This window comes from Halomonas sp. BC1 (assembly GCF_002078135.1).
Classification (GTDB): Bacteria; Pseudomonadota; Gammaproteobacteria; order Pseudomonadales; family Halomonadaceae; genus Vreelandella; species Vreelandella stevensii.
Genome location: NZ_LFGS01000017.1, coordinates 172,939 through 186,982, shown reverse-complemented (window position 1 = coordinate 186,982; position 14,044 = coordinate 172,939). Strand labels below are relative to the sequence as shown.

Sequence of the window (14,044 nt, the reverse complement as noted above, 5' to 3'; positions counted from 1 at the left end):
ATTAAATATTCTCATGAGGTTGAGAATATGTAAGAGGAAAACCAAAAATAATATTTATAAATCAATAGCTTGTACTAACAGAACAAAGTTTAAATTCGGACGTAGCGAAAAATTGGCGGGGCAGGCATATCTTTGGCTATAAAAGAAAATGGCACTTTTGATCAGCAGAGGTTACCTATGGACAGCGTCGTCGCAATTACTCTGACGGCGGTGGCAGGTGCTATTCTGGATGACCCGGAACCAAGGTCGCGGGGCCATTCTTATTGACTCCGGCTGTTTACTGGTAAGAAAACGCGGTCATTTGTTTTACTGATTAGGAATCTATATCTGATAGGATCAGTCAAATATTCAAAGAAAGATTATTGTGGTTGACTGATTTAGCGTTGGGAGGCATTTATCCAAGTAGAAGAAGAGCTTGCGGCCATTGCATTGAGGTTATCTGAGCTTGAGAAGGAAAAAGTAGCCTTACTTTCCCGGAGGAACGAGCTTCAGCGAGCTGCACAATCACCCACATCAATGCAATTGACTCCCAATCAAAAAGCTGAGTTATTCCGGGGGCTCTTTCGCGGCCGACAGGATGTCTATGCGGTTCGCTGGGAAAGTAGCTCGAATGGACGTTCCGGTTATGCTGTCGCCTGTGCAAATGAGTGGGTACAGGGCATCTGTCAGAAACCCCGGATCAAGTGCGGCGAGTGCCCTCACAAAAAGTTCAAGCCTCTGGATTTCAGTGCAGTGTATGACCACCTGTCCGGCAAGCATGTAGCAGGGTTATACCCATTGTTGCCGGACAGTTCCTGTTATCTGCTGGCTGTAGATTTTGATAAGGAGGACTGGAGAGCAGATGTTCGTGCGTTGGCCCAGGCTTGTCGTGATGAATGTGTCCCTTATCTTGTAGAGATCTCCCGGTCCGGTGCGGGTGCCCACCTATGGGTCTTCTTTTCGGACGCCGTTCCAGCCTGGTCCGCGAGGGCTTTGGGGTTCAAGCTGCTGGACAAAGCCATGGAACGTCACCCGGGCCTGTCCTTCGATTCTTATGACCGGCTATTCCCCAACCAGGATACGATGCCCGATGGTGGATTTGGCAATTTGATTGCCCTTCCGCTTCAGCATGAGGCGCGAAGTCGTGGATGTACTGTATTCGTCGACGATAAGCTAACCCCGTATCCGGATCAATGGGCGCTACTTAGTCAGCAAAAGACCGTTTCGCTGGCTCAGCTTCGAGATATGGTTGGACATGAGCTTGATTCCGACGCGATAGCAGACATTGCGTTGCCGTGGGAACAAGCTTTACCGGTCGATACAGGGATAATTTCAGGATGTCCCGAGAGCATCACGCTTACCCTGGCCAATCACATTTATATGAAGTTGTCAGACATACCAGGGACACTGGCGGCACGAATAAAGCGCATGGCGAGCTTTGCCAATCCAGTGTTTTTCAAAACCCAGGCACTTCGATTTTCAACTCATGGCATCCCTCGTTACATATCCTGTGCCCGGATTGAGCAAGGTTATATCTCGGTACCGAGAGGCTGTTTCGATGGTCTTCAGGCATTGTTGCGCGAACAGGGAATAACGGTAGAAATCGATGACCGCAGAATGCCCGGCCAGTTGCTGCCGGAAGTCAGCCTGAAAGCAACGCTGCGTCGTGATCAGAAAAAGGCTGTGACGGCGCTTGCCGATCACGATACCGGAATACTTCATGCTCCGACCGCTTTCGGCAAAACCGTAACCGCTATTGGCATTGTCGCCAAGCGGCAGGTAAACACGCTGATCCTCACTCACAGTCGTCAGTTACTGGATCAATGGAAGGAGCGCCTGGAGACCTTTATTGAGGGTGCCTCCGTAGGTGTGATTGGCGGTGGCAAAAAGAAACCTACTGGTCAGATCGACGTTGCTACCTATCAAAGCCTGATCAACAAGAAAGATAATACGGTTTCAAGTAAAGTCCGGGAATACGGGCAGGTCATCATCGATGAATGCCATCACATTTCAGCTCCCCGTTATGAAATGCTGCTTAACGAAGTCAGCGCCCGATATGTTGTAGGCCTCACCGCAACGCCTGACCGTCAGGATGGCCACCAAAAAATCATGTTTATGGTCGCAGGACCCGTTCGTCACAAAGTCAGGGCTGAACATGGGTCTAAGTTTGTCCAGCGTGTCATCGTTCGAGAACGTCATGAAACGCCACCGACGGACATCTTTCAGAATAACGGTGAACGACCACACATAGCATCCGTCTACCGTTGGCTCTCCCATAGCACTGCCCGGAATCAGGATATAGTTCGGGATGTCGTACGCTGCGTTCAAAACGAGGCCAACTGTCTTTTGCTGACCGAACGAAGAGAGCATGCTGAGACGCTGGCAACATTGTTGGAAGCTGAGTCTATATCGTCGGTTGTTTTGCGCGGCGGGATGCGCGTCAAGGAACGCCGGGCTGCCGAATCGCAGTTGCACGAAGCTCAAGTTATTGTTGCAACCGGGAAATACATTGGTGAAGGTTTTGACTTGCCTCGGCTGGACACTTTGTTTCTGGCTCTGCCCATCGCCTGGAAAGGAACACTGTCGCAGTATGCTGGCAGGATTCACCGGGATGCCGACGGTAAGCAGGAAGTTACTGTCTACGACTACCTGGACAACAGCCTGCCAATGCTTGAACGCATGTTCCGAAAGCGCGAGAAAGGTTACAAGGCGATGGGATACCAGTTTGCCCAATCCGAGCCGCAAACACGGCTACTGTAAACTTTCCAAAGAAAGGAGAAACATGGCTGAAACGAAATGTGCTTCAGGCCTGCTTCAGAGGTAACTCGTGGGGCTTTACGCGTCTCACGTTCTTAGCTTCTTGTTCATAGGCACGATGACGAACATCCCATAACTCAACGGCGTGCTGAATATTCAGCCAGAACTCCGGCGTATTCCCCAAAGCCGCTGCGAGTTTGATTGCCATGGGTGCTGTCAGCGTGCCTTTGTCATGCGCAATCCGACTGAGTGTATTTCTGTGCACACCCATTGCTTCGGCAAGTTCACTAATTTCGATGTTCATCGGCTCCAGAAACTCGGTGACGAGCATTTCGCCAACAGTCACTGGCCGACGTTTTGTATTCCTCATTACCATAACCTCCTCTAGCCCTTGTAAACATGCGGGTCTAGATATGTATCTTGGGCGGTGCCATCTACCCAGCGAAAAATCAGGCGATACTGCTTGTTAACCCGAATAGAACACCATCCAGACAGGTTTCCTTGCAGATGTTCAAAACGGTTACCCGGTGGAATCCTCAAGTCTGACTCCTGCGTTGCGGCATCCAGAATCTGAATTTTTCTGAATAGAGTGCCTTCAATAGTACTGGGTATTTTCTTGTGGCTTTGGTCTTCGTCGTAGAAAGCTTCTAGCCATATATCCCTGAATTCAACCGCCATAGTTACCTGATCACTTTTTACTCATTCTATGCACAACAACGTTGTGCGTCAAGTCCGTTCAAAATGAGAGCGGATCCGCTTAGAAAACGATGTTACTATAATTTTGTCTGACAGAAAGGGACTATCGAGCAACTTCAAGGCGCTGATTTCATAGAGATAAAAGCGTATACAAGGCTCCCAGTTTCCCACTTATCCCAGTTTAAAATGGGTCGTCAGGAGCCGACGCAGAGGAAATTTGCCAATATTTACACTTTTTTCGCAAATTTCAGCACTCCAATAGTGCTCCACGAGTTTCATAAACTTATGTTTTTAAATTATTTTATACATTCTGCATCGGCAAGTAGTGTCGCCTACTCCACCTTTACTCCGGGACCAACCAGGACGATCGGAAGCGGCTGTGAATGCTTAGCTTTGGCGTTACCTGAGCCATGGCATTGGTCAGACGCTCATCCAGCCCCCAGGGGGGGTTGATGACCAGCATGCCGCTTCCATACATGCCGCGGGCACCCGCTTCAGGGGCGCGCAGCAGCAGTTCGCTTTGCCAGATCTTGCGAATTCCGCTGTCACGCAGGCCTGCCAGCAGCGCTTGATGGTGTTCGGCAGGTAATAACGGATACCAGATCATCACCACGGCATGCCTGGCTTTCTCGAGCACGTAGGTCGTGCTCTCCACCACTTCGTGATACTCGACCTTGCGCTCGTAGCTGGGATCCATCAACACACACACCCTGGGGGTCGATGCCGGTACCTGGTGGCGCAGGCCGGCCAGTCCATCGCCGAAGATACGCGTCGCCCGCTTGGGCAGCGACTGGCTGGCGAGATGTTCGTGCTCACCGGGGTGCAATTCGAACAGGGTCAGCCGATCCTCCGAGCGCAGGCGTTGTGCGACCCACCAAGGGGAACCCGGATAGCAGGAGAGCGTATTGGCATCTGGCTGAGCAGTGACCACGGCCTCGAGCCAGGCACTGAGAAGCGGATCGTCCAACTGCTGGCGATGTTGCCAAAGCGGTAAAACGCCCTCACGGTACTCCAGCAGCCGCTGTGTCTCTTCGGTAGCCAGTGGATAGAAGCCTCTGCCCGCATGGGTATCTACATATGTAATTGCTGATTTTTTACGTAACAGATGGTCAATGACGGCATAGAGCGTCAGATGCTTCTGAACATCGGCGAAGTTACCGGCATGGTAGGCGTGTTGGTATGACAGCATGAGGATGCCTATATAAACAGAACGCCCGCTATGGGAGCATAGCGGGCGTTCTAGAGCAATACAGGGTTTTTACGGCTTATTGACCGTTGCCTGTCGGGGTCAGCGTGATTTCTACACGACGGTTTTGCGCCCGCCCCTGCTCGGAATCGTTGCTGGCAACGGGCCGGGTAGCACCGTAGCCCAAGGTGTTCAGACGCATGGAGGAAACGCCATTCTGGCTCAGGTAACGCCCTACCGATTCGGCACGGCGCTCGGAAAGCCGCTGGTTATAATCCGCGTTACCCGTGCTGTCGGTGTGGCCAGCAATATTGACGCGGGTATCCGTGTACTGGGTCAACACATTGGCCACTTCATTGAGTGCACTGCGTGCGTCGCTGGTCAGCTCAGCAGAGTCGAAACCGAAGGTGACGCTGCTGGGCATGTTCAGCACGATGTCATCGCCACGACGGTCGATCTCGATACGTGATCCCTGCAGGTTTTCACGCAGCTGCTGCTCTTGGCGGTCCATGTAGGCCCCCACCCCAGCACCGGCAGCGGCGCCAACAGCTGCGCCGATCAAGGCCCGATCACGACGGCTGGTGCTTCCATCACCAGACAAGGCACCGGCGGCGGCACCAATGGCAGCCCCCACGCCCGTGCCTACGGCAGTGCTGGAGCGTTGTGTTTGGCCGCCATAAGGGTCGGTGGTGGCACAGCCCGCCACCAGAATAGCCGCCGCCAACGGGGTCAGTAGTCGGAACATACGCATCACTTACTCCTTTTTACGATTAGGTTCTGCCCTTGTGATCACTGTTCACTCATCGCTGATCAGTGCCAGCAATTCGTTCAAGAATAATAGACCTTGAGGAGAAGCACGCAGCTTTTCAGGCATTTCCACCAAAAGTCCTTTTTTGTGAGCACTTTGTAAACGGTCGAGTAACCGTTCCACAGGCTGCCCCGTATTCGCTTGCCACGCCTGCAGGCTTACTCCTTCCGTCAACCGCAGCGCATTCATGGCAAATTCCAGCGGCAGCTCATCAGCATCGATCAACTGCTGGCCTGCCACAAAACCACGTGGATCGTTGAAACGCCTCAAATAAGACTGAGGTTGGCGGGTTTTCCAACGGCGTTCGATCTGCCATTGGCCATTCCTATCGATATGCGTCAGCTTGCCGTGGGCACCCGCCCCAATGCCCAGATAATCGCCAAAACGCCAATAATTCAGGTTGTGCTGGCTTTGTAAGTCGGGGCGCGCATAGGCCGATATTTCATAACGCTGTAGCCCTGCCTGTTCAAGGCGCTCATGCCCCGCCTCCTGAATGTCCCACAGCGCTTCCTCTTCAGGTAACGGAGGTGGGTGTGAAAAAAAAGCCGTATTGGGTTCCAGGGTCAGCTGGTACCAGGAGAGATGCTCTGGCGACAGTGCCAAGGCCTGGTCGATGTCTTCCATGGCCTGTTCGGGCGTTTGCTGGGGAAGCCCATGCATCAAGTCAATGTTGATATTCTCGAAGCCCGCCGACCTGGCCTGCCCCACGGCCGTCAATGCCTCTTGCCCGCTGTGGATACGCCCAAGCGCTTGCAGTTGAGCGGGCCTGAAACTTTGCACGCCCAGTGATAGCCGGTTGATACCCGCCTCACGGTAACCGACGAAACGCTGCTGCTCTGTCGTGCCTGGGTTGGCTTCCAGGGTGATCTCGATCGATGGTGCAAACGCCAAACGCTGCTGAATGCCCTGAAACAGCCGCTGGTAGAAGTCCGGCGACAGCAGACTCGGAGTGCCGCCACCAATGAAGATCGTTTGCAGCGGGCGTTCGGCGGCCAAAGGAAGATCATGCTCCAGATCAGCCAATAGCGCAGCCAGGTACGCCTCTTCAGGGAGTGTCTGGGCACCCGGCTCGTGAGAGTTGAAATCGCAATAAGGGCACTTGCGGACACACCAGGGGGTGTGGATGTACAGCGACAGGGGCGGCAGTGCCTCAGCCATGCGCCACCTTCAAGATATCCACGAGGTCATGCAACGCGCGCCCGCGGTGGCTCAATCGGTTCTTGGACTCTGCCGCAAGCTCTGCCACGCTCATGCCTTGATCCGGTAACCAGAACAGCGGATCGTAACCAAACCCACCATCCCCGCGGGGATGCGCCAGAATTTCGCCTTCCCAGCTGCGCTGTACGATGACGGGGACGGGATCTTCAGCGTGGCGCAAATAGACCAACACACACCAGTAGCGGCCACTGCGCTGGCCTTCCGCACAGTCGGCAAGCGCCGCCAGTAGTTTCTGATTGTTGCGTTCGTCACTCTTGGGCTCACCTGCATAGCGCGCCGAATAGATACCCGGGGCTCCTTGCAGTGCATCTACTTCCAGTCCCGAGTCGTCTGCCAAGGCAGGTAACCCGCTCACCCGGCTGGCTTCACGGGCTTTTAACAGCGCGTTCTCTACAAAGGTCAGCCCGGTTTCTTCTACATCGTGCACACCAAACTCTGCCTGCGCCCTGACATCGAGCCCAAGCGGGGCAAGCAACTGATTGAACTCTTTAAGTTTTCCTGCGTTTCCACTGGCCAGGACAAGCGTCGTACCCGTCGACATATCGAAACCTCCAAACAGGGAGCATCAGTTTACGCTTATCGGAAACGCAGCTAAAGCACACGAAATGTAACTATCAGAATTTTAATCATCACAACGCAATGACCATAAAACTGGCTATTTTATATATAAAAATCAAACACTTATTCAGAAATATCAAAACAGCATAAAAATATTCAAATTACTTTACTCATTATTTTAGTAACAATTCTTTACGAAAAGCATCTTATAGACAACAATCATAAGGTCACCTGCTGACGCTCTCCTTTGAATGAGGCTTTCCCCATGTCCCAGCAAAAGACCCAAGGCTTGGTGTACATCGTCAGCGTACCGCCCTTGCCTTGGGTCGAGGAGCGGGAGCGGTTGCTGCCCTTGACGGTGCCTTCCAACGTATCGCCTTCGAAGGTAAATTCTGCTGGAACCGTGCCACGGGTTTCAGGGTGTTCGACGGTGTCGCCGTCCTGGGTAATGCGCCACTCGGCGGTGAATAGCGTGCCGTTTAGACGTGAAGCGTGCCAAGCCGATGATCGTTTCATGTTAGCTACCTCGGTAACCACAAGAGCCGCTCGACGAGAGCGGCTCTTGTAGTGTAGCAGGCGCTTGGCTCGATAGTTACTTATCGTTACATAACGGCAAAGGCTTTTTCGGCGGCATCCAGCGTGAGCTGGATATCTTCTGGGGTATGGGCGCTGGACATGAAGCCCGCTTCGTAGGCAGACGGTGCAAGATAGACGCCATGGTCTAGCATCGCACCAAAGAAGCGGCGGAAAGCATCCGGGTTGCACGCCGTGGCCTGAGCGAAATTATCGACCCGCGATTGCGAGGTGAAGAAAACGCCGAACATTCCCCCCGCCGACTGGGTCAACATGGGTACCCGCGCGGCGTTGGCACGCTCCTGCAGGCCGTTACACAGGGTTTGCACACGCTGGGTAAGAGCATCATGGAAACCCGGCACCTGCAGCTTGGTGAGCAGCGCGACGCCTGCGGCCATGGCCAGCGGGTTACCCGACAAGGTGCCTGCCTGATACACCGGGCCAAGCGGCGAGATGTTCTGCATGATGTCACGCTTGCCGCCGAACGCCCCGACCGGCATGCCCCCGCCCACGATCTTGCCCAGGCAGGTGAGGTCAGGCGTGATGCCGTAATAGGCCTGGGCCCCGCCCAGGGCCACACGGAAGCCGGTCATCACCTCGTCGAAAATCAGCAAACTACCGTACTGGTCGCACACACGGCGCAGGGTTTCCAGGAAACCAGGCTGGGGTGGGATACAGTTCATGTTGCCCGCCACCGGCTCGACGATGATGCAGGCAATCTGCTCGCCGATCTCGGCAAAGCACGCTTCCACGCCTTCCGGGTCATTATAAGAGAGCGTGATGGTGTGCTCGGCAAGCGCGGCAGGCACACCGGGCGAGCTGGGCTCACCGTGGGTCAGCGCGCCAGAGCCCGCCTTGACCAGCAACGAATCAGAGTGGCCATGGTAGTTGCCTTCGAACTTGACGATCTTGTCTCTTCCCGTGGTGCCCCGCGCCAGCCGGATGGCCGACATGGTCGCCTCGGTACCGGAACTGGTCATGCGGACCATCTCCATGGACGGAATCATCTCGCAGATCAGGTCCGCCATGGTGGTCTCTACTGCCGTAGGCGTGCCAAAGGAGAGCCCATTATCCAGCCGGGCCCGTACGGCGGCGAGCACGTCCTGGTCGGCATGACCGGTAATCATCGGCCCCCAGGAACCGATATAGTCGATGTAACGATTGCCCTCGACGTCGAACAGGTAGGCCCCTTGGGCGCGCTCCATGAACACCGGGGGACGATGCAAGCCTTTGAAGGCGCGCACCGGCGAGTTCACGCCACCGGGAATATGGCGACTGGCCAGATCAAATAATTCTGCAGATGTGGTCATGGCATCCTCTATAGCAATAGCTGACGGACAATAAAAATCAAAAGCGTGCAGGGCGTGGTAGACGTTGAGGCAAACACTGCCCGCTGGGCGGCTGATAGCCGTGTGACAAACTCTCCCAGGTAAAGTGCTGTGCCTGTTCGCAAGCCGTAGGTAAGCGCTCACCTACCGCCAAACGAGCGGCCAGGGCGGAAGCCAGCGTACATCCGGACCCGTGAAACACTTCCGGCAGCCTGGGCCACTGCCACTGGCGAGTGGTATCGGGCGAATGCAGTGTGTTGACCACCTGCTGCCCGCTGCCGGGCAGAGGCTCATCCGTGGCGGTGACCAGCACCGCCTGGCACCCGCGCGATAACAACGAAACAGCGCGGGCCGTATCATCGAACGGTGCGTCGATCTCAGGCGTGAGCGCGATCAGTTCATGACGGTTGGGCGTCAGGATATCCACAAGGGGAAGCAGACGGTCACTATAAAGCTTCTGCAAACGGGGTGTGGATAACTCAGTGCCGCCGCCCGCTTTCAAGACGGGGTCTGCCACCACTGGTACACCCGGAAAACGCCGCACGATCTGCTCGGCCGCACGCAAGGTCGCTTCGTCCGCCAGCAAGCCCAGCTTGATGGCGGCAATCTGCATGTCGACCAGCGCTTCTGCCATTTGCCGCATGGCAGCTGCATCGGCTGGCAATACCGTGGTGACATTATGGCAGTTCTGCACGGTCAGGGCGGTGGGAATGGTCACCGCCCAGCCACCACACGCGGCGATGGCTTCGCTATCGGCGACCAGTCCAGCGCCGCCGGTAGGGTCATGACCTGCCAATACCAGTACAACGGGAGGAAGTGGTTGGCGCATCAAAAGGGTTTCACTACCGCCAGAAGAATGATGGCGATCAGGGCCACGACAGGGGCCTCATTGAACCAGCGGAAGAACACGTGGCTCTTGGTGCAGCGATCCTGGGCCAACTGCTTCAAATAGATCAGACATACGTGGTGATAGGCCACCAGCAATACCACCAGCGTCAGCTTCACGTGCATCCAGCCCTGAGTGAACCAGGCAGGTACCAGGTAAAGCAGCCAGCCGCCAAACAGCAGCACGACGATCATGGAGGGCGTCATGATGCCGCGATAAAGCTTGCGCTCCATGGTCTTGAAGTAGTCGATGGCCTGGACATCCCCCTTGTCGCGCGCCATCGCGTGGTACACGTATAGCCGTGGCAGATAGAACAGTGCAGCAAACCAGGTCACAACGGCCATCAGGTGAATGGCCTTTATCCACTCGTACATGGTCTCTCCTTAATAGGTGCGCTCATTGCGAAACAGTGGGGTCACGGGGGTCAGAATGACGTGTATCGGTATAGTGGTAATAGCGCTCGATGGCGCCGCGAGTAATGATACCTGAAATTCGCTGCTGCTTTGGCCGGTAGCCATGAATCACGTAGAGCGCATCCAGCGTATTGTCCTGCAGCTTGAGGAAGGCTTCCGACAGGGTGGCCTGCAAACCGATGGGGGCCATTTCCAGCCGCTGCCCGGGAATTTCCAGCAGGTCGATCAACTCCTCCTCTTGCGCGGCTCCCTCTTTCAAGGCTTCGTCATGCTCCAGCAACCAACGGGCCAGCTCTGCCGCTTTCAAGCCCAATACCGGCTTGTCGTCGCTGGATCGTTCGATCACCAGCCAGGTAGGGTTGGTCTCCAGCCGCTGGCGGGCCTGCTCGAGGGTGATCATGCGCTCGGTACGCACCAGAGAGCGCTCCATGACCGCCGGCACCGACACTCTGGAAAGTGCCTGCATCAACGGCTGCTGCAAGGGGTGCATGCCATACCGCACCGAACTGACGAAAAACCCTTCACAGCCCGTCAACTGTCGCGAGGTCAGGCAAGCCACCACCACCGCCAGCATGCCAGGCAACATCATGTGGGGGGTGTGGGTCAACTCCAGCAGTGCCATCAAGGCCGCCAGCGGAGCCTGCAGCACAGCGCCCATCATGGCGGCCATCCCCAGCATGGCATAAATCCCGGGATCTGCCGCCTTGTCGGGCCATAGCCAGCCACCCAGCATGCCTGCCAGTGCGCCGGTGGCTGCGCCCGACACCAGCACGGGGCCGATGATACCGATCGGCACCCCGCCCGCCACGGTCAGGGCCGTGATCAGCAGTTTGCCGATCATCAGCGCCAGCAATACGCTAACGGTCAGTTGGTTATTCAGCGCCGCGGCCAGGCTATCGTAGCCAATGCCCTGTATTTCAGGAAACCACCACGCCAGTACTCCCGTGGCCACTCCAACGCTGCCCAGCCTCAGCCATAACGGCAGCCCTTGCAGGAAGGCATGGCGTGCCAGATGAATGAATACGCCAGCCATCAGGCCAATCACCAGCCCCGTCACTACTATCCAGGGCAGGTTCATCAGCGAGCCAAGTGCTACTTCAGGGATGCGGAAGGCTGGCTCGTTGCCATACGCCAGCTGGGCCACCAGCGCACCCATGGTAGATGCCAGAATCACGGGCATGAAGCTCATCAGGGTGTACTCCATCATGACCACTTCCATGGCAAAGATGACCCCCGCGATGGGCGTATTGAAAGAGGCAGAAATACCTGCCGCCGTTCCACAGGCCACCAGCACACGCAGGCTGTTGTGAGGCAGTCGCAGCCGCATCCCCAGGCCACTGGAAGCCGCCGCCCCCAGATGAATCGCCGGTCCTTCACGGCCAGCAGAGAGACCGCCCAACACCGATACCACCCCGACCCACCACTGGTTGAGCCAGTTACGCAGCGGAAAACGCCCCTGATGGTAGGTCAGGCGCTCGATGACATGGCCGACGCCCAGCTTGCGTGCGGTGGCCTTCTGACGATACAGCAGCACACCGATGACGCTCACGGCCAGCAGGGGCAGCAGCGCTCTGACCCACGGGGGCAGTGCTTCGAAGCCTTCCGGGTTACCGTTCGGCATGTACAGCGCAGCGCCAGCCTCCAGCAGCAGCCTGAACCCCACCATGACGGCCCCGGTCATGACACCGGACACCAGCCCCAGCACACACAGTTGCGGCAAGGCATCCACATTGGCCAGCTGGCGACGAAAACCCTCTAAGGTGAAATCTGACCGCGAAAAACCTGCCACAACGCTCGTCCTTGGGTGGGTAGAGTAGGTCTACGACACGCAGTGCTCTTCTGCGCCTGCTCTCTTGTGTATCATAGCTGGAGACACATCAACAGCCTCGCAAAACTTGCCAGGCTGCTAATTACCGCTGCCAGGACTGTGCAGAAGGCGCAAGGAGTGATCTGTGATAAACGTTGGCATTGTAGGCGGCACTGGCTACACCGGTGTTGAACTTCTGAGGCTGCTGGCCCAGCACCCCGAGGTAAATGTTCAAGCGATAACGTCGCGCTCGGAAGCAGGCGTCAAGGTCTGTGACATGTACCCCAACCTGCGAGGCCACTACGATACCCTGACCTTCAGTGAGCCCGATGCCAAGGCCCTGGGGGCCATGGACGCCGTCTTTTTTGCCACCCCCCATGGCGTGGCCCATTCGCTGGCAGGCGAGCTATTGGCCAACGGAACCCGCGTCATCGACCTGTCGGCCGACTTTCGCCTGCGCGATGCCGACGAGTGGAGCCGCTGGTACGACCAGCCCCACGGCGCCCCTGAACTGTTGAAAGAGGCGGTCTACGGCCTGCCGGAAATGCATCGTGAAAAGATCAAGACCGCGCGTCTGATCGCGGTACCCGGCTGCTACCCCACCGCCGTTCAGCTAGGTTACCTGCCGCTGCTGGAAGCGGGCCTGATCGACCCGAATCAGCTGATTGCCGACTGCAAGTCCGGGGTCACTGGCGCTGGGCGGGGTGCCAAGGTCGCCTCGCTGCTGGCCGAAGCCAGCGAATCCATGAAAGCCTACGGTGCAGGCGGCCATCGCCATCTACCGGAAATTTGTCAGGGCCTGGGCGACATGCAGCCAGACACCGTGGGATTGACCTTCGTCCCCCACCTGACGCCTATGATCCGCGGTATCCACGCCACGCTCTACAGCACCCTCAGCACCGAGCCAGACGACTTGCAGGCGCTGTTCGAAAAACGCTTTGCCAATGAGCCGTTCGTGGACGTCATGCCCGCCGGCAGCCACCCGGAAACCCGCAGCGTAAAAGGCAACAATACCTGCCGCATCGCCGTGCATCGTCCGGGCAACGGCAATACGGTGGTGGTACTTTCCGTCATCGACAACCTGGTCAAGGGCGCCTCCGGACAGGCCATCCAGAACCTGAACCTGATGTTTGGCTTCGATGAGCAGATGGGCCTCAACGCCCCCGCTCTGATGCCTTAAACACCTCACAAAACCAGCATGCAGAGGGCAGCTCAGAGAGGAGGTCATTTGCCAAGGAAGGCAAATGTAGCTTCCATGGAAGGATTCACAGCGCCTCCTCGGCGAGTTGCCCTCTGCTTGATATACCAACGCAATAGTTGACCATTTTGCTGGGAATTACCCATAATCCCCCCATGCCATCTATTCGTTCCTAAAGCTCGCGGGAGGTACCCATGAGCGGTGCAGAAGCTTTTGTTCCAACCCCTTTAATGCTGTCCGACAGTGCGCGCCAGCGCATCAAGGCACTCATGGCCGAAGAGCACAATCCAGCCCTCAAGCTGCGTGTCTATGTCACCGGTGGTGGCTGTTCCGGCTTTCAGTATGGTTTTGACTTTGCCGACAACGTGGCAGAGGACGACACCCTGATCGAATTTGGAGATGCCACGCTGGTGGTAGACCCCCTCTCCTACCAATACCTGGTCGGCTCTACCGTGGACTACGAAGAGGGCCTGGCAGGGGCGCGTTTTCGCGTGCAAAACCCCAATGCCACCACCACCTGCGGCTGTGGTGCCTCGTTCATGGTATGACCAGCGTTGGTCGCAACGACTTCCCCATGACTTGACGCCTTGGCGGTTTCTCGCCAAGGTAAAAAGGTCAATAACGGTTCATCGACCGG

The 14,044-nt window shown here is 56.3% G+C and carries 14 protein-coding genes; 3 read left to right on the top strand and 11 right to left on the bottom strand.

The window, feature by feature from the left end:
• The first annotated feature begins 516 nt into the window (after positions 1–516).
• Positions 517–2,739: a TOTE conflict system archaeo-eukaryotic primase domain-containing protein gene (locus B7L72_RS13930; protein WP_254893824.1), complete on the top strand. Its 2,223-nt coding sequence runs from the start codon at positions 517–519 to the stop codon at positions 2,737–2,739.
• A gap of 43 nt (positions 2,740–2,782) precedes the next feature.
• Here the strand turns inward: B7L72_RS13930 and B7L72_RS13925 are convergent, their stop codons facing one another.
• The 11 genes from B7L72_RS13925 to B7L72_RS13875 all read right to left on the bottom strand — a co-directional run bounded on the left by B7L72_RS13925 (position 2,783) and on the right by B7L72_RS13875 (position 12,191).
• Positions 2,783–3,106: a HigA family addiction module antitoxin gene (locus B7L72_RS13925; RefSeq protein ID WP_081195053.1), complete on the bottom strand. Its 324-nt coding sequence runs from the start codon at positions 3,104–3,106 to the stop codon at positions 2,783–2,785.
• Between the two features lie 14 nt (positions 3,107–3,120).
• The gene (locus B7L72_RS13920; RefSeq protein WP_081195051.1) at positions 3,121–3,414 is read right to left on the bottom strand and encodes a type II toxin-antitoxin system RelE/ParE family toxin; all 294 of its coding nucleotides are present in this window, start codon (positions 3,412–3,414) and stop codon (positions 3,121–3,123) included.
• 361 nt (positions 3,415–3,775) lie between these two features.
• The gene (locus B7L72_RS13915; protein WP_081195049.1) at positions 3,776–4,621 is read right to left on the bottom strand and encodes a 23S rRNA (adenine(2030)-N(6))-methyltransferase RlmJ; all 846 of its coding nucleotides are present in this window, start codon (positions 4,619–4,621) and stop codon (positions 3,776–3,778) included.
• 76 nt (positions 4,622–4,697) lie between these two features.
• Positions 4,698–5,369: an OmpA family protein gene (locus B7L72_RS13910; protein WP_016915601.1), complete on the bottom strand. Its 672-nt coding sequence runs from the start codon at positions 5,367–5,369 to the stop codon at positions 4,698–4,700.
• 45 nt (positions 5,370–5,414) lie between these two features.
• Entirely contained in the window at positions 5,415–6,584 is a 1,170-nt protein-coding gene (gene hemW, locus B7L72_RS13905; protein WP_081195047.1) for a radical SAM family heme chaperone HemW, read from the bottom strand.
• Positions 6,577–7,185: an RdgB/HAM1 family non-canonical purine NTP pyrophosphatase gene (rdgB, locus tag B7L72_RS13900; RefSeq protein ID WP_081195045.1), complete on the bottom strand. Its 609-nt coding sequence runs from the start codon at positions 7,183–7,185 to the stop codon at positions 6,577–6,579. The genes hemW and rdgB overlap by 8 nt, the downstream gene beginning before the upstream one ends.
• Before the next feature lie 236 nt (positions 7,186–7,421).
• A complete protein-coding gene (locus B7L72_RS13895) occupies positions 7,422–7,718 on the bottom strand; it encodes a hypothetical protein (RefSeq protein WP_254893823.1) in 297 nt (98 codons plus the stop codon).
• A gap of 86 nt (positions 7,719–7,804) precedes the next feature.
• Positions 7,805–9,085 carry a glutamate-1-semialdehyde 2,1-aminomutase gene (gene hemL, locus B7L72_RS13890; protein WP_039179067.1) on the bottom strand — a complete coding sequence of 427 codons (1,281 nt, stop codon included), beginning with the start codon at positions 9,083–9,085 and terminating at the stop codon, positions 7,805–7,807.
• 37 nt (positions 9,086–9,122) lie between these two features.
• Positions 9,123–9,932 carry a bifunctional hydroxymethylpyrimidine kinase/phosphomethylpyrimidine kinase gene (thiD, locus tag B7L72_RS13885; protein ID WP_039179064.1) on the bottom strand — a complete coding sequence of 270 codons (810 nt, stop codon included), beginning with the start codon at positions 9,930–9,932 and terminating at the stop codon, positions 9,123–9,125.
• Positions 9,932–10,363, bottom strand: coding sequence for a protoporphyrinogen oxidase HemJ (hemJ, locus tag B7L72_RS13880; protein ID WP_016915595.1), 432 nt, complete (start codon positions 10,361–10,363; stop codon positions 9,932–9,934). The genes thiD and hemJ overlap by 1 nt, the downstream gene beginning before the upstream one ends.
• Positions 10,364–10,385: 22 nt before the next feature.
• On the bottom strand, positions 10,386–12,191 hold the full coding sequence (locus B7L72_RS13875) for a chloride channel protein (RefSeq protein WP_081195043.1): 1,806 nt from the start codon (positions 12,189–12,191) through the stop codon (positions 10,386–10,388).
• Between the two features lie 163 nt (positions 12,192–12,354).
• On the opposite strand from B7L72_RS13875, the gene argC reads away from it, so the two are divergent.
• Both argC and erpA read left to right on the top strand, forming a co-directional pair.
• Positions 12,355–13,389 (top strand): N-acetyl-gamma-glutamyl-phosphate reductase, encoded by a 1,035-nt coding sequence (gene argC, locus B7L72_RS13870; RefSeq protein ID WP_081195041.1) that lies wholly within the window; start codon positions 12,355–12,357, stop codon positions 13,387–13,389.
• Between the two features lie 212 nt (positions 13,390–13,601).
• Complete coding sequence (gene erpA, locus B7L72_RS13865; RefSeq protein WP_026001913.1) at positions 13,602–13,955, top strand: iron-sulfur cluster insertion protein ErpA; 354 nt, start codon at positions 13,602–13,604, stop codon at positions 13,953–13,955.
• Positions 13,956–14,044: the final 89 nt, after the last annotated feature.